This is a genomic window from Sphingomonas sp. GW821-FHT03E12 (assembly GCF_059420685.1).
In genome coordinates, this window is the sequence record NZ_JBWKUF010000004.1 from 1 (window position 1) to 22,139 (window position 22,139).

Annotated in this window: 16 protein-coding genes; 11 read left to right on the forward strand and 5 right to left on the reverse strand. The window is 66.4% G+C overall.

The window, feature by feature from the left end; all coding sequences use genetic code 11:
- Positions 1 to 142: 142 nt before the first annotated feature.
- Complete coding sequence (locus AC07TU_RS13305) at positions 143 to 1,039, reverse strand: tyrosine-protein phosphatase (RefSeq protein WP_495188400.1); 897 nt, start codon at positions 1,037 to 1,039, stop codon at positions 143 to 145.
- A gap of 14 nt (positions 1,040 to 1,053) precedes the next feature.
- Positions 1,054 to 3,666 (reverse strand): TonB-dependent receptor, encoded by a 2,613-nt coding sequence (locus tag AC07TU_RS13310; protein ID WP_495188401.1) that lies wholly within the window; start codon positions 3,664 to 3,666, stop codon positions 1,054 to 1,056.
- Between the two features lie 168 nt (positions 3,667 to 3,834).
- Between AC07TU_RS13310 and AC07TU_RS13315 the strand changes: the two genes are divergently transcribed.
- The 3 genes from AC07TU_RS13315 to AC07TU_RS13325 all read left to right on the forward strand — a co-directional run bounded on the left by AC07TU_RS13315 (position 3,835) and on the right by AC07TU_RS13325 (position 8,443).
- Positions 3,835 to 5,034, forward strand: a complete 1,200-nt coding sequence (locus AC07TU_RS13315; protein WP_495188402.1) for a TetR family transcriptional regulator — start codon at positions 3,835 to 3,837, stop codon at positions 5,032 to 5,034.
- 149 nt (positions 5,035 to 5,183) lie between these two features.
- Entirely contained in the window at positions 5,184 to 6,764 is a 1,581-nt protein-coding gene (locus AC07TU_RS13320) for a serine hydrolase domain-containing protein (protein WP_495188403.1), read from the forward strand.
- Positions 6,765 to 6,787: 23 nt separating this feature from the next.
- Complete coding sequence (locus AC07TU_RS13325) at positions 6,788 to 8,443, forward strand: alpha/beta hydrolase family protein (protein ID WP_495188404.1); 1,656 nt, start codon at positions 6,788 to 6,790, stop codon at positions 8,441 to 8,443.
- Positions 8,444 to 8,486: 43 nt separating this feature from the next.
- Here the strand turns inward: AC07TU_RS13325 and AC07TU_RS13330 are convergent, their stop codons facing one another.
- Positions 8,487 to 9,539 carry a YncE family protein gene (locus tag AC07TU_RS13330; protein ID WP_495188405.1) on the reverse strand — a complete coding sequence of 351 codons (1,053 nt, stop codon included), beginning with the start codon at positions 9,537 to 9,539 and terminating at the stop codon, positions 8,487 to 8,489.
- 172 nt (positions 9,540 to 9,711) lie between these two features.
- Here AC07TU_RS13330 and AC07TU_RS13335 point away from each other — a divergent pair, with 172 nt between their 5' ends.
- Positions 9,712 to 11,028, forward strand: a complete 1,317-nt coding sequence (locus AC07TU_RS13335) for a CitMHS family transporter (RefSeq protein WP_495188406.1) — start codon at positions 9,712 to 9,714, stop codon at positions 11,026 to 11,028.
- Positions 11,029 to 11,042: 14 nt separating this feature from the next.
- Here AC07TU_RS13335 and AC07TU_RS13340 read toward each other — a convergent pair whose 3' ends face one another.
- Positions 11,043 to 12,155 (reverse strand): ABC transporter substrate-binding protein, encoded by a 1,113-nt coding sequence (locus tag AC07TU_RS13340; RefSeq protein WP_495188407.1) that lies wholly within the window; start codon positions 12,153 to 12,155, stop codon positions 11,043 to 11,045.
- 86 nt (positions 12,156 to 12,241) lie between these two features.
- Here AC07TU_RS13340 and AC07TU_RS13345 point away from each other — a divergent pair, with 86 nt between their 5' ends.
- The 6 genes from AC07TU_RS13345 to AC07TU_RS13370 all read left to right on the forward strand — a co-directional run bounded on the left by AC07TU_RS13345 (position 12,242) and on the right by AC07TU_RS13370 (position 18,811).
- Positions 12,242 to 12,910, forward strand: a complete 669-nt coding sequence (locus AC07TU_RS13345; protein WP_495188408.1) for a response regulator transcription factor — start codon at positions 12,242 to 12,244, stop codon at positions 12,908 to 12,910.
- Between the two features lie 38 nt (positions 12,911 to 12,948).
- Complete coding sequence (locus AC07TU_RS13350; RefSeq protein ID WP_495188409.1) at positions 12,949 to 14,301, forward strand: sensor histidine kinase; 1,353 nt, start codon at positions 12,949 to 12,951, stop codon at positions 14,299 to 14,301.
- 164 nt (positions 14,302 to 14,465) lie between these two features.
- The gene (locus AC07TU_RS13355) at positions 14,466 to 15,254 is read left to right on the forward strand and encodes a hypothetical protein (protein WP_495188410.1); all 789 of its coding nucleotides are present in this window, start codon (positions 14,466 to 14,468) and stop codon (positions 15,252 to 15,254) included.
- A complete protein-coding gene (locus tag AC07TU_RS13360) occupies positions 15,232 to 16,662 on the forward strand; it encodes a M20/M25/M40 family metallo-hydrolase (protein WP_495188411.1) in 1,431 nt (476 codons plus the stop codon). The genes AC07TU_RS13355 and AC07TU_RS13360 overlap by 23 nt, the downstream gene beginning before the upstream one ends.
- On the forward strand, positions 16,659 to 17,780 hold the full coding sequence (locus AC07TU_RS13365) for a PepSY-associated TM helix domain-containing protein (RefSeq protein ID WP_495188412.1): 1,122 nt from the start codon (positions 16,659 to 16,661) through the stop codon (positions 17,778 to 17,780). Before AC07TU_RS13360 ends, AC07TU_RS13365 begins: the two co-directional genes overlap by 4 nt.
- Entirely contained in the window at positions 17,777 to 18,811 is a 1,035-nt protein-coding gene (locus tag AC07TU_RS13370) for an arginine N-succinyltransferase (RefSeq protein ID WP_495188413.1), read from the forward strand. Before AC07TU_RS13365 ends, AC07TU_RS13370 begins: the two co-directional genes overlap by 4 nt.
- 11 nt (positions 18,812 to 18,822) lie before the next feature.
- Here AC07TU_RS13370 and gcvA read toward each other — a convergent pair whose 3' ends face one another.
- Positions 18,823 to 19,725, reverse strand: coding sequence for a transcriptional regulator GcvA (gene gcvA, locus AC07TU_RS13375; RefSeq protein WP_495188414.1), 903 nt, complete (start codon positions 19,723 to 19,725; stop codon positions 18,823 to 18,825).
- Positions 19,726 to 19,867: 142 nt separating this feature from the next.
- Here gcvA and AC07TU_RS13380 point away from each other — a divergent pair, with 142 nt between their 5' ends.
- Positions 19,868 to 22,123 (forward strand): TonB-dependent siderophore receptor, encoded by a 2,256-nt coding sequence (locus AC07TU_RS13380; RefSeq protein ID WP_495188415.1) that lies wholly within the window; start codon positions 19,868 to 19,870, stop codon positions 22,121 to 22,123.
- The last annotated feature ends 16 nt before the right edge of the window (positions 22,124 to 22,139 follow it).

A 22,139-nucleotide genomic window follows, 5' to 3' on the forward strand; every position in this document is an offset into this window, starting at 1 on the left:
GGTTCAAATCCAACCCCCGCAACCATCAAACCACACACAGCCGCCCCACACCGGGCGGCCTTTTTATTGCCCAACGCTCAGCGTTGAATCATGCGAAAAAGGCCGTCCCCTTCGGGACAGCCTTTTTGCGTTCTGCAGCCGCTTACACGTCAGGCCGGCGTACGAGCAGTTTGTCGCGAAGCTTCGCGATGCTCGCGGCGTCCATGCCTAGCTTCTCGCGATAATAGGCCTCAGGACCGCCGGGATAGGCATCGACCGTCGCGAGTGCAGCCTCGAGGTAGCTGCGATCGACGCCCATCAGTGCCTGACGGGCTTCGGTGGGCAGGCGGGCGAAGAAGGCGACCTGCGGATCCTTGGGGTTGGTCTCCGCTCCATCGGGTTTGAAATAGGTGTTTGAGAGCAGGTAATCTTCGACCACCGTCTCCCGCGGAACGCCGAGTGCGATGAGGAGAAGCGCGGAGGCGACGCCGGTGCGGTCCTTGCCGGCCGAGCAATTGAAGGCGAGCGGCGTGTCGCCGGCCAGAATTTCGGCAAAGATCACGCTGTACTGATCGGCAAAGCTGATCGGAACCTCGCGATAGAAGCGCGCCATCGTCGCCTTGACCTCGGCCGCGGTCAGGCCGGGCTTGGCGAGCGACGCGAAGAAGGTGCGATTGTCGAGCTCATAGTCCTTGGTATGGACCTGCGGCTTCATCGCTTCGGGCCACGCCACGGCTTCCCGGGTGCGTTCGCTGGTCGAACGCAGGTCGACCACCGTCTTGAGCCCGGCACTGGCGAGGAAGCGGAAATCGTCCGCGGTCAGCCGGTGCATCGTGCCCGAGCGGTAGATGGTGCCCCATTTGACGACCCGGCCGTCGGCGGTGCGGTAGCCACCCAGATCGCGGAAATTCTGGCCGCCCTGAAGGGGTAGCACGCGGTTGTGCTCGACCTTGGCGGTCTTCGGGGCCGGGGCGGCTGCCTGGCGCGCCGCGATCGGCGTCAGCGGAGCGCCGGCAGCGAGTGCGAGCGCGGCGGCGGAAAGTATCAACAGATTACGCATGGGGAGTTCCTTTCTCAAAAGGCGAAACGGGCGCCGAACAGGAAGCGGCGGCCGATCTGTTCGACCTCCGTCGGGCGGCTCTTGTCGCCCTCGTAAGCGAGGTAGACGGCGTCGGTGAGGTTGGAGGCGTCGGCGAACAGCGTGAACTGTTCGGTCACGGCGTAGCGCAGCGACACGTCGAGATTGTCATAGCCCTTGCGATACTCGCCGCTGCCGAAGCCGCCGAGCGTATCGAGCCAGTCGCTGCGCCACTGATAGCTGACGCGCGCCGAGAGGCCGTATTTCTCATAGTAGAGCGAGGCGTTGACGACGGTGTCGGACAGGCCCTGGAACGCGATGCCCTTGAGCGTCGGCGTGTCGAACTCGCCGCCGAGCAGCGCGAGGTTGCCCTGGAAGCCAAAACCGTCGATCGCGCCCGGCAGGAAGGTGAAGCGCTGCTGATAGTTGAGCTCGACGCCGTAGAGGCGGCCATTCTCACCATTGAAGGTCGAGGTGAGCAGATAGTTGGAGCGATCGACGCCGTTGCTGTCGAACACGCTGCTGCCGACGCGCTGCTGGTTCTGGTAGAGGACGTTGTCGACCCAGCGGTGGAAGCCCGACAGCGCAAGGATGCCGCCGCCGGGCAGATAATATTCGAGGCTGGCGTCGAGACCCCAAGTGTATTCGGGCTTGAGCATCGGGTTGCCGCCGCCGATCGTGCCGGGCGTGGTGGTGTCGTTGATCGCGCTGCCGACGCGAATCTCGCCGAACGACGGGCGCGCGACGCCACGCTGGCCGGCGAGGCGCAGGACGAGATCGTCCGACAGGTCGAAGCGCGCGTTGATGCTGGGGAAAAAGTCGGTGTGCTCCTGCGGTGCAGAGAGCGGACGCAGCCCGGTGGACGTGCGCGCGGTGCCCTTGTTCTCGAGCAGGAAGCGCTCGACACGGACGCCCGCGACGACCTGACCGCCGTCGAACTTGAACTTGCCCATCACATAGCCGGCGAGCGTGCGCTCGTTGAGCGTGTAGTAATTCTCCGCCGGGACGTTGTTGTTGGGATTATAGGCGCCCGTGCCCTGAAGCGCGGTGAGCAGCGCATCGACGTCTGCGCGCATCTTGACGTTGTCGACATAGTTGATGCGGAAGCCGAGGGGGAAGTTCGTGTCCCAGGTCTGGCTGGTCAGATAGTTGGCGATGCTGAACGGCTTGCCCACGGTGGCGCCGAGCGCGAGGGGGACGACGTTTGAGGTGGCGAAGGTGAAGCCGTTGATGTCGCGATCGGCGTAGAGCATGCCCGCTGACACGGTGATATCGCCCATCTCCTTCGAGAGGTCGAACTTCGCGGTATAGCTGTTCGAGAAGGTGTCCTGACGGGCGGGGATGACGATGCCGCTGGACGTGACCGCGGCCTGGTCGATCCCGGAAAGCGGCGCGCCGCGGACGCGCGTGGCACCGCTCATCACGGTCGAGAAGACGCTGACCAGCGGAAAGCGCGGATCGCTGTTGTCATAGCTGATCGACGGCGAGGCGAGCCCCGAGGTGCGCAGCTGGGTCAGTGGAAGATAGGTCGTGTTCTCGGTGCGGGTATAGTTGAGGTTGATCGTGGCCTTGAGGCCGTCGCCGCTCTCATAGCTGCCGCCGATCGTGTTGATGTAGTTGCGAGTACGGTACTGGCCGTAGTTGAAGGTCGACACGACCGGCACGCCGACCAGGTCGCCGCGCACCATGCTGCGCGTGCCGGTGGCCCCGCTGCTGTCGAGATCGAACTCATATTGGTTGCGCTGCTCGTCGTCCCTGAATTCGGTGTAGATGGTGCGCGCCCACAAGCGCTGCCCTTCGGCCGGCTCCCATTCCACCGCGGCGAACAGGCCGTTATTCTCGCGCTCGAGCAGGTAATTGCGGATGTCGAACTCGGTCGGTCCGAGTGCGTCATAGGCGCCCACCTCGCGATTGTCGGTGGTCTGCTTGCGGCGATAGTGCGAGGCACCGAGGACGATGCCGAGCACGTCGTTCGACCAGCTTGCGCGGATCGAGCCCTGACGCTGCTCGCCGCCGCCCAGTTCCATCCAGCCATAGCCAAGGTCGCCCTGAAGACTGAAGCCCTTCACCGCGAGCGGCGAATAGGTGCGCAGATCGATATTGGCGACGATCGCCTCGGCCTGAAGATCCGAGGTCAGCGATTTGTTGACCACCATAGAGCTCAGCAGCACCGCGGGGACCGCGTCGAAACGATAGGCGCGGGTCGTCCCGCCCTCGTCGACGCCGATCATCGGCACGCCATCGATGCTGACCGAGGTCCAGCGATTGGGGGCGCCGCGCACCTGGATATAGCGTTCCTGACCCTGATCGCGCTGTACCGCGACTGCGGGAAGGCGCGAAAGCGCTGCGGCGCTGTTCTGATCGGGGAAGCGGCCGACGGCATCGGCGGCGGCGATATCGACGAGGTTGTCGGCCTCTCGCTTCTCACGCACCGAGGCGGCCTGGGCCTGCGAGATCGAGCCGGTGACGAGGATCTCGGTATCCTCGCTGACGCTCTCCGCAGCGGCGTTGATCGCCTGCGCCTGGGCCTGGGCGGTGAGGCCGAGCGTGGCGGCGGTGGCGAGAATCGCGGCGCGGTGCCGGACAGGGTTGGACGAACGGAATCGCATTGCATTGCCCCCTTATGTGACTGAACTCGGGGTGCGATTAGAACGATCGTATGTCAGCCCGGCGACTCGGCTGTTACAGTTTGGCGCGCGTGGGATTTTGAACTTTGCTGGCGATCTGGTAGCGCCGCGCCGGCGGGTTTCCGCGGCAAGAGCAACGAGATAGCGACAATGCAGGGCGTATCCGTTCGAGAAGAATCGTCGAGACGCCGCGACCTGGTTGCCGCCGTACTCGCCCTTTGGCCGGAACAGGGAAGTGGCGAGATCTCTGCGCGAAACCTTGCCTCAGCTGCGGGGGTGAATGCCTCCTCTATCTATTATCATTTCAATGATTTTGAACATTTGTATGAAGCGGCTCAAGCCGAGGCGCTGACGCTTGCCGCGCAATGGGCGGACGGTTGGCGGGCGAAACTCGATGGGGTCGATGCCATGCCGTTGCAGGCATTGGGATCCCTGACCGCGCAGCTGATCGACGATTGGTGCGAAGGTGCGCGCGCGCTCGCCTTTGCCTGGCGCGAATGCCAGCTTCTCGCCGCGCGCAACCCGCGCTTCGTGCCGCTACGTGACGCATGGAACGCGCTATGGCGCGGATTCTGGGCCGATATCTGCGCACGCTTCGGTGCCGCCGCTTCGGCCGACGCGGCAGCGTTGTTCTTCGATGGTGAAGGCCTGCTCCACTTGATGCGCTGGCGCCGGCCGATCGACCGCGCCGCGCTCGAGGAATCCGCGCGTAGCTGGGCAGGGTGGCTGGACGGGCGGCTTCCGGAACCGGCGCCGTGGCGTGTTCACGCCCGCGCATGTGCCCGCGCGGCGGACCGGACAATGGCGATCCCCGAGGGCAATCTGCAGTTGATCGCAATGGCAGCCGCGCGCCTGCTCACACAGAAGGGGGCAGGGGCCGTGACTCACCGTGCGGTCGCGGCGGAGGCAGGGCTGACGCTTGGCGTGGTCTCGCACAATTGCAAGCGCACCAGCGACCTGCTCAAGCTCGCCTATTCGGAAATCTATGTGCAGCTGACGGGCGGCCTGCCCGACCGACCGGGTGCGAATCCGCAAGCGCCGGACAAGCAAACACTGGACAGGCGCGCGCAGCCGGACCTGTCGCGCATGCTGGCCATCGACGAGCTGGTGCTGGCCGTCGCGCGCGGGCGGGTCGGCGAAGATCTGATCGGCCTGCTCCGCTATCTTCGCGGAAGCACGAGCGTACATACGGTGCGCGAGCGGGTGAAGTGTACCGAAGCGCAGAGCGTGGCGCTGGCGGCGGTCTATTCGAGCATTGCCATGGGCTATTGGCGTTCTGCCGGACAGAGCGCGAACGCCGGCGCCGATTATGACCGCTTCCTGGACAGGCTGTTCGCGGTTTACGCTTGAGTTCGGATCGCGGCCGCCAGCGTACTGAATGCAGCGCTGCAGGCGTAGGGCGACGCGGGCCTGCCCGCTTGGCGAGGGCGGCGACTGTGACAGCGTGGTGACAGGCGAGCGTCTCACATTGCCGTCAAAGAGCCGAGGGGAGTGAGGGCTTGAGCGAGTTTCGTTACACGCGACGGCGTATCGGGCAGCTGACGATGGGTGCGGGTGCCTATCTGCTCGCAGGCGGCTGTGCGCGGCCGCTGGCGCAGGGCATGGGACTGCCGCCGGGCGTGGGGCCGGTCCGGCCCGACGATTATCGCGACGGCCTGCTGCGCAGCACGCCTGAGGCGCAAGGCGTCTCGTCCGAACGGATCCTGGCCTTCCTTGCCGATGTCGAGGCGGCGGGACTGGAACTCCACAGCTTCATGCTGATGCGCAACGAGCATGTCGTCGCCGAAGGCTGGTGGTGGCCCTATTCGCCCGGCCGGATCCATATCACCCATTCGCTGACCAAGAGCGCGACTGCGGCTGCGGCCGGGCTGGCGATCGACGAAGGCCGGTTCGGCTTCGACGACAAGGTGGCCTCCTTCTTTCCCGAATATGTGCCCGCGGACGCCAGCGCGAATTTGCGCGCGATGACGGTGCGCAACCTGCTGACGATGCAGTGTGGGCACGACCGCGAGACCTCCGGTTCCGCCTGGCGGCCGATCGATACGCCGTGGGTCGCCGAGTTCTTCAAGATCCCGGTCGTCCACCAGCCGGGTACGTATTTCAAGTACACCAGCGCGGCGAGCTTCATGCTCTCGGCGATCATCAGCAAGACCACCGGCCAGTCGATGGCCGACTATCTGCGGCCGCGGTTCATGGAACCGCTCGGGATCGACCGGTGGCATTGGGACAGCAGCCCCGGCGGGGTGAGTCCGGGCGGCAACGGCCTCACCTGGAACACCGCGGCCTCGCTCAAGCTGGGTGCTGTGCATGCGAGCGGGGGCATGTGGAACGGCAAGCGCATCCTGTCCGAAGCCTGGGTGCGTGCGGCGACGACCGAGCAGACGCCGGGCGATGCGGACGGCGCCTATGGCTATCAATGGTGGATGGGGCCGGGCCGCGCTTATTATGCGCTCGGACTGTTCAGCCAGTTCGCGATCGTCTTTCCCGAGCAGAATGCGGTGCTCGCGCTGTTCTCCGCAATCAATGGCAGCAAGAAGATCAAGCCGTTCATCTGGAAGCACTTCCCGGCTGCGTTCGGTGATGTGTCGCAGCCGGGTCCGGCGGCGGTCGAACTGCGGCGCAAAACCGCCGGGCTCCGGTTGCTCCCGCCGCTGGCGGGCGGCGGTGCGCCGACGGCGGCGGCTGCCGGGTTGAGCGGCAAAAGGCTGGCGGTCGGGCCCAATGATCAGGGGGTCGAATGGCTCTCGTTCGATTTCAGCCGCGGCGCCTGCACCTACCGGATGCGCGATGCGCATGGCGAGCATCAGGTCACCGCCGGGTTTGCCGACTATCTCGAGCAGGACACGAGCATGACCGGCAACCGCCTGCATCACGAGTACCGGCCGGCGCGCCAGCGCGTGGTCGCGGGTGCGCGGTGGCTGTCGCCCGGCCAACTCGAGATGAGCTGGCAGTTCGTCGAGACCGCGTTCCGCGACACGCTGGTGTGCAGCTTCATCGATGGCGGCGTGCGTGTGGACCGGCGGGTCAATGTGAACTCGGCCGAGACATCGCTGCCGACGCTGACGGCGCGCATCGCCTGATTGGATCATAAGAGGGGAGAGTAATGGGGAGCACGCTGCGATATCTGGCTGCGGGGGCGATGGCGGTGATGTGGCCGGGGCTGGCCGAGGCCGGGCAGAAAGAGCCGGCGATCCCCGAGCCGGCCGCCGAGTGCGAGGCGCGCGTCGGCTATGACCGCGACCGCAAGATGCCCGGCTATATTCTGCCGACCAAAGCGGGGCCGCGAACCTGCATCCCCTTTTCGACCGTCGCGGCGCGCCCGCCCGCGGGCTATCGCGGCGACTTCTATGTCGATGCGTTCAGCGACCGGGAACTCCGCGCGAAATGGGCGTCGTGCAAGAAGGACAAGAAGTGCCGCAAGCGCGTCGGCAAGCAGATCCATGCGCGCCGGCCGCCGAACAAGGAATATCGCACCCGCGATCCGCGGCATCTGCACCTGCTCGGCAAGCTGCCGTCGGACGAGACCGGCGACATCGATCTTGGTCGCGTGCGGCGGCCCGCCTTCTTCGCGGAGGCGCCATGGAACGAGGCGTTCGCGGCGCTCGATCCGCGTACCTTCACCGTCGAGTTCACCGCACCGCGCGACCCGCACGAGCGTATCCACCACAAGATGACCGGCGATGTCCGGTTGCGCGGCTGGTATGTGCGCGGGGAGGGCGTGGACGACGGCACGGGCGGGAAGAAGCGCGCGCTGATCGTGATGACGCCGGGCGGCGGCGGGCGCATCGCCGCGATCACCCATCCCGATGACCGGCTCTACCGGATCAAGGACGACGGCGAGACCAAGATCAACGATTTCCCCAGCGAGCGCAGCGGCGGAAGCGGGCAGCAATTGTGGCGCGACCTGGCGCGCATGTTCAATGCTGCGGGCTTCGACGTGCTGCTCTACGACCGGCGCGGGGTCGGGCTGTCGACCGGCTATGCCGACACCAATACGCTGCAGCAGGGCCGCGACATTCTGGCGATGATCGCCAGCCTGCGGTCGGGCGACGGGCTGCGCCTGCGTACCCCGGCAGGTGAGGAGCGGCGCGGCGCCGATGCTGCGGCGATGCTGCGCGGTGGCGATGCCAAGGGCGGGCTGCCGGTGATGCTGTTCGGCAATTCGCGCGGGACGATGGCGAGCGGCTGGGCGATGACGATGAACTTCGATCGCGACTGCAGCTACGACATGCCCAAGATCCGCTGTACCAAGCCGGTCGGTGACCGCAGCATCAAGGGCGCGATGCTGATGGCGGAGTTCACCAGCGGCCCCGGCTTCGTGATGAAGCATCCGAGCGAGGAGGATGAGGAACGCGGGCTTGGCCGTGACCGTCCCTACTTCATTGGCGGCAACGCGGTTGAGAACAATCTGGTGTTCTTCCCCAGCTCGGCGATCCTGGGCGGCGTCCACAAATGGCCGGCGGCGTTCTTCGCGCGCGGGTTGTGGGACTATGCCGCATCGCTCCAGGGGACGATGGAGAGCTACCGCCGCGTGCAGGGGCCCAGAGAGCTGGTCGTGGTGCGCGCGCCGCATCCGTACGAGGTGTGGCCGGAGGCCGAGCAGCAGCGCGTGCAGGCGCGGTTGGTCGCGTTCGCGACCGGTGTGATCCAGGGCAAGGCGAGCATTCCCGGCGCCCGGCCGTGGCGCGACATGAAGGAGCTGGTCGCGACCAGCTCGGACGTGTGGGAGCCCTCGACCAAGCCGACCGTGCTTCCCTGAACGATCCGCTCCGGAGGACCGTTGGCCCTCCGGAGCGCGGTATTCACTGCGCCGGCTTGTACGTCAGCACCGTGAAACTGTCGGGGTGGAAGGTCGGCGGGATCGCGGGCGCGCCCGCCGCCGACGCCGGGAAGGTCGCGTCGGCGGTGACAGTAAAGAGCCGTCCGCTGGCCGGATCGATCGCCATCACGCGCGCCTGAGGCCGGGTCTGGACATTGCCGAGCAGGCGATAGTCGTCCGGCCCGCGCTGCTCGATCACCGTCAGCGACGAATCGGCGCCGTTGCTGGTGATGATACGGTGCCGGGTCTCGTCCACCGCCATGCCGTCGATGCCCTTGCCGATCGGCAGCCGCGCCACTTCGGCGCCCGTCGCCGGATCGATCGCGAGGAAGACCGGCACATCGCCGCGGCAGCCGACGAGGATACGGTCGCTCGCCGCATGATATTCCACGGCAACGACCTGGTCGCATGCGATCTTCCACCGGGCCTGCTCGGTGAGCGTGGCGGAGTCGAGGCGCAGCAACAGATTGTCGTAGCGCGCGGGGGCGAAGAGGTGGCCCTTCCCGTCGGGCGCTGGGTCGTCCATCTTCCGGAACGGGAAGACGCGCCGTTCGATGAGCTTGCCGGTGGCGGCGTCGAGCACGAACCAGGCGGATTGTGCGGTTCGTGCGCCCACCACGGCATAGATGCGCTTCGTCGTCGCATCATAGACCACACCATTTAGTCCGCCATCGTCGGCCAGCCGCCGGCGTTCAATTACCTTGAGCGACTTGAGTTCGAAGATGAGCAGCGTGCCGTCGGTCATCGCGACATAGCCGCGGTCGAACTGCGGCAGCAGCAGCGGTCCGTTCGCGCCAGCCGAATCGGCGACCTGGCCGACCAGCTTGCGCGTCCGCACGTCGAACACGCTGAGCCCGTCCTTGCGCCGTGCGATGAACAGGCGGTCGCTTTCCGGGGCGTATTTGATATAGTCCCAGTCGGTATCCCCACTCGCCAGCACGGTTGCATTCTCGAGCGTGTAGAGCGGGTCGGCCGCGGCGACCGACATGGCCGCGACGCCGCCCAGCGCCAGTAATTTCCACAAGCGTGTCCGCATCTCTCTCTCCTTGTCGAATGATCGTTGGAGCAGACGGCCTAGGGGCGGCGGCTGTCATTGTGCTGTCAGCCGGATGATCCTGCCCGTGACAGGAGCATGACAGGACTGACCCCATAGCAAGGCGTTGGCGGACGATGCGCGATGAACAGGCGCAGCCGCAGAGATGGGGATGATGCTGACACTTCTCGCTTTCGCCATGGTCGCGACGTTCATGGTCCTGATCATGACCAAGCGGCTGTCCGCGCTGATCGCGCTGATCGTCGTGCCGACCGCCTTTGCTCTTGTCGCCGGGTTCGGCGCGGGGCTGGGCGACATGATGCTGCAGGGCGTGCGCGACCTTGCGCCGACCGGCGTGATGCTGCTGTTCGCGATCCTCTATTTCGGGCTGATGATCGACGTCGGGCTGTTCGATCCGCTGGTCAAGACGATCGTCAAGCTGGTGCATGGCGATCCGATGCGGATCTGCATCGGCACCGCGGTGATGACGCTGATCGTCGCGCTCGATGGCGACGGCACCACCACCTACATGATCACCGTCTCCGCACTGCTGCCGCTGTACCGGCACATGAAGATGGACGTGCGCATCATGGCGTGTCTGATCATGATGTCGGTCGCGGTGACCAACCTCGTCCCCTGGGGCGGGCCGACGACGCGCGCCGCGCTGGCGCTGGGCGTCGATCCGCGCGACCTGTTCGTGTCGCTGATCCCGGCGATGGTGACCACGGCGGTCTGGGTGCTGGTCGTCGCCTGGATGTTCGGGCTGCGCGAGCGTAAGCGGCTTGCCGCACTGCCCGCCGATGCGGTCGACGAGGACGCAACGGGCGAGGAGGTGATCCGCGAGCAGATGGACGGCGAGGATACACGCCGGCCCAAATTGTTCTGGTTCAACCTGGTGCTGACCGCCGCGCTGCTCGGCATGCTCGTCGCCGGATCCTTCCCGCTCGTCATCCTGTTCATGGGCGCCTTCGCGATCGCGGCGACGGTCAACTATCCCAACCTCCAGCACCAGAAGGCGCGGGTGCAGGCGCATGCCGGCAACGCGCTGGCGACGGTGAGCCTGGTCTTCGCGGCGGGCATCTTCACCGGCATCCTGTCGGGCACCAAGATGGTCGATGCGATGGCTGCGTCGGTGATCGCGGTGATCCCGCCTGAACTCGGCCCCTATATGGCGCCGATCACAGCGCTGCTGAGCATGCCGTTCACGGTGCTGATCTCCAACGACGCCTTCTATTTCGGCATGCTGCCGATCCTCGCGAAGACTGCGGCGGAATATGGCGTGACGTCGATGGAGATCGCGCGCGCATCACTGGTCGGGCAGCAGATCCATTTGCTCAGCCCGCTGGTCGCCTCGACCTATCTGCTGGTCGGCATGTCGGGCATCGAGCTGGGCGACCATCAGAAGTTCATCTTCCGCTGGGCAGTGGGTGCCTGTCTGGTGTTCCTGGTGACCTGCCTGGTGCTCGGCCTGTTCCCGCTGCGAGCGGGGTGACGGTGGCGCCGCCGCTACTTGTCCGGCTCGGCCAATGCGGTCTGCCACTGGTTGATGATGCGGCGGCGCTTGATCTGATCGAGATTGGCGATGAGCGCCGGGCCGATGCGCAGCGCGCGCGCGGTGTTCGCAGGCGCGCGGGCGCCGGCACGCGCCGGGACGTCGTCGCGTACCGGTGTCATGTAGCGCCGCGCGAGCTCGATCTGCCCCTCACGCGAGAGCATGAAATCGAGGAACAGCTTCGCCGTGTTGGGATGCCGCGCCTGATCGGGGATGATCGCGATCCGCGACATGATCAGCGTATAGTCGCTCGGCATCACCACGCCGATCGCAGGGTCGTGCGATTGACGCTCGAGCGCGTAGGAGCCGATCATGTTGTAGACGAAGATCAGCCGGCCCTCGCTGAGCCGGGTGAGCATTTCCTGGCTGGTGGCGTAGACCCCGACCTGCGCGCCGCCGAGCGCCGCCATCAGCGGAACGGTGTCGCGGCTGACCTGCAGGTCCTGGCTGAGGAACAGATAGCCCGCGCTCGACCGGCGCGGATCATAGGTCGCGATGCGGCTGCGGTAGAAGCGCGGCTTCGCCCGCAGCAGCCGGGTCAGCGCGGCATGCGTCTGCGGCACGTCCGCGGCCGGAACCAGCTTGCGGTTATAGGCGAAGACGATCGGCTCGGCCGTGGTGCCCCAGGCTTCGTTCTTCCACGACGCCCAGGAAGGCAGATTGGGCTTTTCGGGCGAGGCATAGGCCTGGGCGTAGCCATCGTTGACCAGCTTGGTCTGGAGATCCATCGCGGCGCTCCACAACAGGTCGGCACCGGGGCGCTTCAGCCGGTCGTCCGCGATCACGGTGCGGTGGAGCACCTCCGTCGAGAGTTCGCGATAGTCCACCCGCACGAACGGATAGCGCTTCGCGAACGCTGCGATCAGTCCCTCGGCCTGGCGCTTGTCGGTCGTCGAGTAGATGACCAGCGTCCGCTCGCCGAGCGCAGCTTCCATGATCTGGCGGTAGGAGCGCGGATAGCCCTTGGGCGGATCGCCGACCGGCGGAATCGCGGAGGCGAGCAGCGGCACGGCAAGGGCGAGCAATGTCGCAGATGCAAGCTTCCCCGGCCTGCGCAAATGCGCCACGCTTCCATCTCCCCAGCTGATTTTATCTTGTTGGTTGGCGAAGGAAACATGGTCAAGCTTTCAACCAGCTGTCACGGACCCATGGCATGGCACGCGTACTCCTGATCGAAGACGACCCCGCACTGGCGCGCGGGCTGGTCGCGGCACTCACCTCGGAAGGTTATTCGGTCGATCCGGCGCCCGATGGCGCGTCGGGGCTGATGATGGCCGCCGACGAACCCTATGCGATCATCACGCTCGATATCGGCCTGCCCGACATGTCGGGGTTCGATGTGCTCAAGTCGCTGCGCGCCAAGGGCTGCCGCGCGCCCGTGCTGATCCTGACCGCGCGCGACGCGATCGACGACCGCGTGCTCGGGCTCGACCTCGGCGCGGACGACTATCTGCTCAAGCCGTTCGAGCCGAAGGAACTCGCCGCCCGCCTGCGGGCGCTGCTGCGCCGGCCGCAGGTCGATCCGGCACCGGTGATCCGCGTCGGCAAGCTCGAGTTCGACCGGTCGCACCACACCGCCCGGATCGGCGAGCGCGACCTTGACCTGCGACGCCGCGAATGGGTTGTGCTCGAACGGCTGATCTCGCGCGTCGGCCAGGTGGTGTCGAAGGATCGGCTCGCGTCGGAAGTGTTCGGCTATGACGAGGCGGTCGCGCCCAATGCGATCGAGGTCTATATCGCGCGGCTGCGCAAGAAGCTGGAGCCCGACGGGCCGACGATCCGCACCTTGCGCGGTCTGGGTTATTTGATGGAAGAAGACTGAATATGGCGCCACGCCGGACGAGCTCGATCACGCGGCGCATGCTGCTTGGGGTCGGGCTGCCGATGGCCACACTGGCGCTGCTGCTCGGCATCGGCGGCGCGATCACGATCAATCAGGTGGTGGAAGGGGTCAACGACCGCCTGCTCGGCGCATCAGCGCGCGCGATCGCCGAGACGCTGGCGCTGGAAAATGAGGAGGTGACGCTCGATTTGCCGGCGTCCGCGCTCGGCATGCTGGAGAATGATGCGCGCGATAATGTCTATTACAGCGTGCGCGCTGGCGGCGAACTGATCACCGGCTATGCCGATCTGCCGCGGGTCCGTCAGTTGCCCGATGCCGACGGCGAGATGGTGTTCGAATACGCCCAGTATCGCGACTATCGCATCCGCATCGCCGCGCTGGCGCGCAAGGTGCCGCGGGTAGAGCAGCCGGTGATTGTCGAGGTCGCCGAGACGCTCGACGCGCGCCACGATCTGCGCGACCGGATGCTGCTCGCGCTGGCCGCGCTGGAAGCCTTGCTCATCGCGCTTTCGCTGGGGCTGCTGCCGCTCGCGGTGCGCTGGGGGCTGCGGCCGCTCAAGCGCGTGCTGCGCGCGATGGAGACGCGGCGTGAGGCCGATTTCACGCCGCTGCCGACCGACTATGTCCCCGCCGAGCTGCGGGGACTGATCGGCGCGTTCAACGACCTGCTCGGCCGTCTCGATGCCGCGGTGCGTGGAATCCGGCGCTTCACCGCGGATGCATCGCACCAGATGCGCACGCCGCTTTCGATCCTGCGCGCGCATGTCGATGTGCTGCGCTCCGCCGAGTTGCCGGATGGTGCCGCGCGTCAGTCGGTGGCCGATATCGAGACGGCGACCATCCGCCTTCAGCGCCTGTTGACCCAACTGCTCGCATTGGCCCGCGCCGAGGGCACCCGCAACGCGGCGATCGCGCGGCGCAAGCCCGTTGATCTTGTCCAGATCGCGCGGGCGGCGAGCCTCGAACAAGCGCCGCAGGCGGTGAAGGCGGGAATCGACCTCCAGTTCGATGCGCCCGACACCGCTGTCACCATCAGCACCCAGCCCGATCTGGCTGGTGAACTGATCGGCAATCTGGTGGACAATGCGATCCGCTATAACCGCGACGGGGGCATGGTTTCGGTCGCGGTCCGGCCGGACGGCACGGTGACGGTGGAGGATGAGGGGCCGGGCATTCCCCCGGCGGACCGTGCGCTCGCCTTTCAGCGCTTCGGGCGGCTGGCGGCGGATCGCGGGCGCGTCGGCAGCGGACTCGGACTCGCGATCGTGCAGGCGCTGGCCGACGGTCTGGGCGCGACCGTGGCACTGGACGACCGCGGCGACCTGCCCGGCCTGCGTGTGACCGTCCGGTTTCCCGGCGTCGAAGCCTGAATTCTTGGTATCGGACCGCTACCGTAACCGTCCCGAAAACGTGACAGCGCGGTGACAGGAAGGCGGCATAGGCTCAGCCGATAATCACCGCCCGAAAAGGGCGGGACGCGGGATCCGCAGCCCGCATCACTGCCTTAGCTGGCCTTCTTGGGAGGGGTGTTATCGTGCGTCCGTTCGACGTCGTTCGTCTACTATTGTCTCGCGCCGCGATCGCATGTGCCGTGCTGCTTGCGGTCGCTCCGGCCGCCGCCTTCGCCCAGGCCGAACTGGCCGAGGGGCCGCGGACCGTCATCATCAACTATCGTGCCGATGCCGCGAAGCGCACCGCGTTCCGCCAGCATATGGCCGGTCCGTTCGCCGCGAAGCTCGCCGCGATGCGCAAGGCGGGCAAGCTCGCAGCCTATGAGGTCTATTACGCCTGGTATCGCCAGCCCGAGGTGTGGGACGCGATGGCCGTCCTCCATTTCGAGAATTACGCCGCGGTACGCGAGTGGCTGGCGGTCGAGCGCAGCCAGCCGGGCGGGCTCGATGCCGCTGGCCTCGCGCTCGGCGCGCCGGTCGCCACCTATTCGGCGGACCTGAGCTGGGAGAAGAGCGCCGACGATCTCGACGTCGGCGAGGTCTATTACGTCATTCCCTATTCCTACCGCGAGGCGGGGGAGTATCGCGACTATGTGAAGGGCTATGTCCTTCCGCAGTTCGACGGCTGGATCCGCGAGGGCGCGCTGTCGGGCTACCAGCTTTACATGAACCGCTACTCGGTCGGGGCGCCCTGGGACTCGCTGTTCATCCAGCGCTACCGCGATTTCGACGCCTTCGGGAAGCGCCAGCAGGTGCTCGACAAGGTTCGCGTCGGTCTGCGCGAAAGCCCCGAATGGATGGGCTGGCACAAGCGCAAGGGCGACATCCGCAGCGAAACGGAGAACAGCATTGCCGAACTCATCGCGCATTGATCGCCGCTGGCTGGCCGCGGCGGGGGCGCTGGCACTGGCCACGCCCGCGCTCGCCCAGGCAACCGCGGATGCCGGTCAGATGCGTTTCCGCGACATCTACAAGGAGCTGATCGAGACCGACACGACGCTGTCGAAGGGCGACTGCACGCTGGCGGCGAACCGGATGAAGGCGCGGCTGGTCGCGGCGGGCTATCCCGACGGCCAGTTCCGCGTGGTGGTCGCGCCCAACTTCCCCAAGCAGGGCAATCTGGTCGGCGAGATCGCGGGCAGCGATCCTAAGGTGCCGGCGATCCTGCTGGTCGCGCATATCGACGTGGTCGAGGCTAAACGACCCGACTGGGAGCGCGATCCGTTCAAGCTGGTCGAAGAGAAGGACTATTTCTTCGCGCGCGGGGCGATCGACGACAAGGCGATGGCGGCGATCTTCGTCGACTCGCTGATCCGCTATCGCGAGGAGAAATACCGTCCGCGCCGCACACTCAAGATCGCGCTGACCTGCGGCGAGGAGACCGACGCCAATTTCGACGGGGTCGAATATCTTCTGGCGACCGAGCCGAATACGCTCAAGGCCGGGTTCGCGATCAACGAGGGCGGCAAGGGCTGGCTCGACGATCAGGGCAAGCCGCGCACCTTCGGCGTACAGGCGGGCGAGAAGATCTATCAGGATTTCAAGCTGGTCACGACCGGTCCGGGCGGGCACAGCGCGCGGCCGCACGCCAACAACCCGATCAGCCGCCTTGCCGAGGCGCTGGCACGGATCGGCCGCTATCGCTTCCCGGCGGCGCCGGGTGAGGTGACGCGCAACTTCTTCGCGCGTTCCGCTGCGCTCTATCCGGGCGAGAAGGGTGATGCGATGCGCGTCGCCGGCAGCGGCAAGGACGATGCTGCCGCGCTCGACCTGTTGAGCGCCGCCGATCCGGTGTGGAACGCGATGATCCGCACCACCTGCATCAACACGCTGGTGACCGGCGGCCACGCGCCCAATGCGGTGCCGCAGCGTGCCGAGGCCAACGTCAACTGCCGCATCCTGCCCGGTACGAGCATCGAGACGATCCGCAAGGCGCTGGCCGACACGATCGCTGATCCGGCGATCGAACTGACGCTGGCCGATGAACCGGGGCCGGTCTCGCCGCCGCCGCCAATCACCCCGGCGATCATGGCGCCGATCGAGAAGCTCGCCGCGGAGATGTGGCCGGGCGTGCCGGTGATCCCGCAGATGAGCACCGGCGCAACCGACGGGCGTTTCCTGATGGCGGCGGGCATCCCGACCTACGGCGTTTCGGCGATCTTCGTCGATCCCGACGGCAATGGCGTGCACGGGCTCAATGAGCGCGTGCGGGTCAAGTCTCTCTATGATGCGCGCAGCTTCCTGCACCGCCTCGTCAAGACCTATGCGAGCGCGAAATGAAGCAGCTCAAGCCAAAATTGCTCAAGCTGCACCGCTGGGTCGGGCTGACGCTCGGTGTGCTGCTGTTCGTCCAGGGGCTTACCGGCGCGCTGCTGGTGTTCCGCGACGATATCGAGCGGGTGATCCACCCATCGCTGGTGGTCGAACCGATGGCGGCGCGGGTTCCGATCCAGGCGCTGATGGACACGGTGGAAAGGCTGCATCCGGACATCCCGGTCAACCGCGCCGAATTCTCAGACGCCGCCGACAGCGCGGTGCTGTTCAAGCTGGTCGCCAAGGACGGATCGCGCTGGCTGACCGCGGTCGATCCCTATCGCAACATCGTCGTGCGCGATGGACCGATGGCGGTGTGGCCGGGCGAGTGGATCTTCTACATCCATTATGGCCTGCTCGCCGGGCCGGTGGGACACATCATCGTCGGGATCGAAGGGCTGAGCCTGTTGTTCCTCGCCGTGACCGGGCCGATCGTGTGGTGGCCGGGGCGCAAGCGGCTGAAGCAGGGGCTGAAGGTCGTCACCGATCGGGGCGCCGACCTCAAATGGCGCTCGCTGCACCGGGCGGTCGGCGCGGTCGCTGGGATCGTGCTCGGCGCATCGGCCCTTACCGGCGCGTCGATGGTGTGGAAGGACGAGTTCCGCGCGGTGCTGCGGCTCGCCACCACGGTGACCGACAAGCCGTCGCCCAAGGTCGCCGAGCGACCGGGCGCAACGATGGTCCCGCTCGACCGGCTCGTCGTACAGGCGCAGGCCGACTATGGCGCGACGACGCTGCGCCAGATCCGCTTTTCGAGCGGGGAGCGCGTCGCCGCAGTGTATTTGGACAGCGACCTCACCATCCGTGCCGACGGCACCAAACAGGTCTTCTACAACCGCTATGACGGCAGCGACGTCGGTCACTATGTCGCGGGCGCCTTGCCGGTAGGGACCGAGATCGTCGACTGGCTGTTCCCGCTGCACACCGGTCTGTTCGGTGGCGTGGCGACGCGGCTGCTTGCGGTGATCTTCGGCCTTGTGCTGGCCGGGCTGTCCGCCAGCGGCCTGTGGCTCTGGTATTCGCGCACCTCGCGCAAGCGGAAGCGCAAGCCCGCACCCGCGGCGGCCATGGCGGAGAACGCATGATGCGCGTCGTCCGCCCGATCGAAACCCGTGACCTGGCCGCGCTGGTCGACCTGGCCGCAAGCCTGGGGCCGGGGATGACCACCTTGCCCGCTGACCCTGCCGCGCTGGCCGACAAGGTCGAGCGGTCGGTGGCGAGCTTTGCAGGCAGCGTTGAGCGCGCCGATGCGCATTACATGCTGGTGCTCGAGGATGCGGAAGGACGCCTGCTTGGTACCTCGGCGGTTTATCCGCATGTCGGATCGCCGTTCGGCTTTTTCTCGTACAAGCGGCTGAGGCTGGTGCAGCGCAGTCAGGCGGTCGGCGCGAGTTGCGACGTCGAGATGCTGACGCTGGCCAACGACTATACCGGAACGACCGAGGTCGGCACGCTCGCGGTACGGCCGGGCGAGAAGGGCAGCGGGGCGGGGCGGTTGCTGGCGCGGGCGCGCTACATGCTCGTCGCGATCCGGCCCGACCTGTTCGCGCCGCTTCTGATGGGCGAGATGCGCGGCTGGCAGGATGGGCAGGGCCGCAATCCCTTCTGGGATGCGGTCGGCGCGCGCTTCTTCAACATGGATTTCGCCACTGCTGACAAATTGAGCGCGATCCGCGGCAGCGACTTCATCGCCGACCTGCTGCCCAAGCATCCGATCTATATCGACCTGCTGCCCGAAGCGGCGCAGGCGGTGATCGGCCGCCCGCACCAAGCTTCCGCCCCGGCAATGGCGCTGCTCAAGCGCGAGGGGTTCCGCTACGAAGGCTATGTCGACGTGTTCGACGTCGGGCCGCAGGTGCATTGCGAGCGCGACCAGATCGCCACCGTGCGCCGATCGCGTACCGGGACGCCGGCCCAGCTTTCGCCCAATTTCGCGCCCGGCGCGGCCGAGCATCTTGTCTGCACCGAGGATCTGGCGCGCTTCCGTGTCGCCTCGGTACCCGCGCAGGTTGATGGCGAAGCGATTGCGCTGACCGATGATGCGCTGCGCGGGCTGGGCGGCGACCGGGGCGAGCGGCTGCGCGCGTCGCCGGTCCAGCTGGAGGCGGCGGCATGAGCCACGCCCGCTCAGCGCTGCGCGGCAGCCTCTGCGAGGATCCAGGCGCGCAGGCGTTCGAACTGCGGGCGCTCGCGCTGCCCGGCGGGATGGACGAGATAATAGGCATCCTCTCCGACCACGGCTTCGTCGAAGGGGCAGACCAGCGTTCCGGCTTCCAGCTCGGGCTCGACCATGAAGCTTGGCAGCAGCGCTGCGCCGGTGCCGGCGACGGCGGCCTGGGCGAGCATCAGGAAATGCTCGACCACCGGGCCGGCGATCATCTGGCCGTCGGGGACGTCCATGTGACGGAACCACTGACGCCAGGCATCGCGCCGCGCGGCCTGCGCCAGCAGCGGGAAGTGGAGCAGGTCGGCAGGGGTTCGCACCGGATGCTCGCGCAGCAGCGCCGGCGCGATCACCGGGATCGCCCGCTCACGGAACAGCAGGTCATGCTGCGCGCCCGGCCAGCTCGGCAAGCCGTAGTGGATCGCGGCATCGAAGCCTTCATCCGCGAAGTCGAACTCATGGCTGCGCGCAGCGAACTCGATCACGAGATCGGGCAGGTCGCGGGTAAGGCGGCCGAGCCGCGGTCCCAGCCAGCGCATGCCGAAGGTCGGCAGCGTTGCGATGCGCAGCGTGGTTTCGGCGGGCTCCGCCAGCGCACGCGCGGTGGCGAGGCGGATCGACGCCAGCGCCGGGCCGATCGCATCGGCATAGGCGCGGCCGGCTTCGCTGAGCTGCACCCGGCGGCCGTTCCGTTCGAACAGCTGCGTCTGCAGCCAGTCCTCCAGGGTCGCGATCTGACGGCTGACCGCGCCCTGTGTCAGGCCGATCTCGGCCGCGGCCCTGGAGAAGCTGCCATGGCGGGCAGCCGCCATGAAGCTGTGGAGCGCCGCCATCGGCGGCAGCAGGCGGCGGGCATGCTCATTCATGAGCATTACGCATATTCAATTGCGAAAGAATCACAAGACGCGAAGCGCAATTCGTGCGAGCAAAGAGGGTTTTGACAGTGGAGATCGGAAAATGACCCGCTTGTCTGAAAAACAAGGTTCAGGACATGGGAAGGCCGTTATCATGACAAACATGCATAAGTCAATACTCCTTGCCGGTGCCGCGCTGTGCGCGGTGCTGGCGCCGTCGGCCGTCTGGGCGCAGGAAGCTGCGCCGGAGCGGCAGGGCCCGGAGCTCGAAGAGATCGTCGTCACCGGTGACCGCACCGGTACCGAAGTCGTCCAGGTGGGCAGCTTCCGCGGCGCCAAGCAGCTCGACACGCCGCTGACCGTCGCGGTGATCCCGCGCGACGTGCTCGACACGCAGCAGGCGACCAGCCTGCTCGACGCGCTGCGCAACACTGCAGGCGTCACCACGTCGCAGACCTCGCCCACCGTGTACAACAACATGGCGATCCGCGGTATCGACGTGGAGAACCGCGGCAACTACCGCCTCAACGGCACGCTGCCGATCGTCAACCTCACCGACCTGCCGCTCGAGGACAAGGAGCGCGTCGAGGCGCTGAAGGGCGCGTCCGCGCTCTATTACGGCTTCACCACGCCGTCGGGCATCATCAACCTGACGATGAAGCGGCCGACACAGTCGCCCTATCTGGCGGCGAAGCTGTTCGGCAACAATCACGGCCGGATTGGCGGGCACGTCGATTTCGGCGGTACCAGCGGCATCCTCGGCTATCGCATCAACGCTGTGTACGACACGCCCGATTCGGGCATCGACAATACCGGTGGCCGCCGCACGGTGCTGGCTGGCGCGTTCGACATCAAGCCGACCGACAACCTCACCATCCAGATCGACGGCGAGCACCTCTACAAGAAGGTCAATGAGCCCGGCATCTACCGCTTCATTCTGGTGCCGACGCCGACTGCGACCAATCTGTATCCGGCGATCAAGCTCCCGTCGCTGATCGATCCGCACACCAATTTCGGTCCCGACTGGGCGTTCAACCGGACTGAGGCGACCAATTTGCTGGGCAAGGTGATCTGGAAGTTCAGCCCGGCCTGGGAGTTCATCGCCAGCGCGGGCATCTCGCAGCTGGAGCGGGCGCGTCACTTCAACACGATCGATCCCAACAACCCCAATACGAACGCCGCCAATGGCCCGTTGGGCGAGTTCCCTCTGGCGGTCAGCTACCAGCCGGTCGCGCGCTTCAAGAACCAGAATTATCGCGCCGAGATCGCGGGCGCGTTCGATACGTTCGGCGTCCGGCACGAGCTGCTGATCGGCGTGTCGAAGAATATCCGTGCCAACCGTTCGGCGGCGAACACCGCGCAGACCTGTTTCTACAACAATACGACGGGCGCGCTGGTCGGCGCGGGCTTCCCGACGACGCCGGTGCCCACCGGCACCACGCGCCGGACCTGCTACCAGAGCATCAGCAACCCGCATGCGATCCCGCAGCTGGGCGAGCCGCTGGCGGCGGAGAACAATCCCACCCAGATCACCGACACCGGCGCGTTCTTGTTCGACCGGATGGAGTTCAGCGAGTGGCTGCAGCTGCTCGGCGGGGTGCGCATCTCCGACTATCAGGAAAAGCGCCTCGACACCGGCGTGAAGACCTTCTCCGCCAAGCCGACCTCATGGTCGTTCGGCGCGGTGGTCAAGCCGGTCCCGTCGGTGAGCGTCTACGGCACCTATATCGAGGGGCTTGAATCGACCCCGGCGGCGCCGACCACCGCGGTCAACGCCAACGAGCAGCTGCCGCCGAGCCAGTCGATCCAGTATGAAGCCGGCCTCAAATGGGAGCCGTGGCGCGGCCTGTTGTTCCAGGCGGCCTATTTCGACATCAGCCGCGACTCCGCGGTGATCAACGGTGCCAACCGCTGGGTCAAGGACGGCCGCTCCTCCTATCGCGGCGTGGAGCTGAGCCTGACCGGCAACGTGACGCCGGACTGGTCGGTCTATGCCAGCGCGCTGTTCCTCGATGCCAAGTACAAGTCGGGCGCGCCGACGATCATCAACGGCGCCACTGTATCGCCGACCCTGGTCGGCAACCGGATCGAGAACTCGGCCAAGCAAACTTGGTCGCTCGCGACCGAGTATCGCTTCAGCAAGATGCTGCCGGGCCTCAGCGTCAATGCAGCGGTCTATCACACGGGCAACCGTGCGATTAACTCGCTCAATCAGGCGATTATTCCGGGGCATACGCTGCTAGACTTGGGTGCCGGCTACAAGACCGAGATCTCGGGGGTCGAGACGACCTTCCGCGTCAGCGCGGAGAATGTTACCGGCAAGCGTTACTGGGCATCGACCGCCGCGAACCTGCTGTCGCAGGGCGCACCCTCGACGATCAAATTCTCGATCGAGACGCGGTTCTTCTGAGCCGTGGAGCGGGGCG

What these genes read in the sequence shown, in the direction of transcription:
- AC07TU_RS13305 (WP_495188400.1), bottom strand. Translation starts at nt 1,039, where the DNA reads ATGCGTAATCTGTTGATACTTTCCGCCGCCGCGCTCGCACTCGCTGCC.
- AC07TU_RS13310 (WP_495188401.1), bottom strand. Translation starts at nt 3,666, where the DNA reads ATGCGATTCCGTTCGTCCAACCCTGTCCGGCACCGCGCCGCGATTCTC.
- AC07TU_RS13315 (WP_495188402.1), top strand. Translation starts at nt 3,835, where the DNA reads ATGCAGGGCGTATCCGTTCGAGAAGAATCGTCGAGACGCCGCGACCTG.
- AC07TU_RS13325 (WP_495188404.1), top strand. Translation starts at nt 6,788, where the DNA reads ATGGGGAGCACGCTGCGATATCTGGCTGCGGGGGCGATGGCGGTGATG.
- AC07TU_RS13330 (WP_495188405.1), bottom strand. Translation starts at nt 9,539, where the DNA reads ATGCGGACACGCTTGTGGAAATTACTGGCGCTGGGCGGCGTCGCGGCC.
- AC07TU_RS13335 (WP_495188406.1), top strand. Translation starts at nt 9,712, where the DNA reads ATGCTGACACTTCTCGCTTTCGCCATGGTCGCGACGTTCATGGTCCTG.
- AC07TU_RS13345 (WP_495188408.1), top strand. Translation starts at nt 12,242, where the DNA reads ATGGCACGCGTACTCCTGATCGAAGACGACCCCGCACTGGCGCGCGGG.
- AC07TU_RS13350 (WP_495188409.1), top strand. Translation starts at nt 12,949, where the DNA reads ATGCTGCTTGGGGTCGGGCTGCCGATGGCCACACTGGCGCTGCTGCTC.
- AC07TU_RS13365 (WP_495188412.1), top strand. Translation starts at nt 16,659, where the DNA reads ATGAAGCAGCTCAAGCCAAAATTGCTCAAGCTGCACCGCTGGGTCGGG.
- AC07TU_RS13370 (WP_495188413.1), top strand. Translation starts at nt 17,777, where the DNA reads ATGATGCGCGTCGTCCGCCCGATCGAAACCCGTGACCTGGCCGCGCTG.
- gcvA (WP_495188414.1), bottom strand. Translation starts at nt 19,725, where the DNA reads ATGAATGAGCATGCCCGCCGCCTGCTGCCGCCGATGGCGGCGCTCCAC.
- AC07TU_RS13380 (WP_495188415.1), top strand. Translation starts at nt 19,868, where the DNA reads ATGACAAACATGCATAAGTCAATACTCCTTGCCGGTGCCGCGCTGTGC.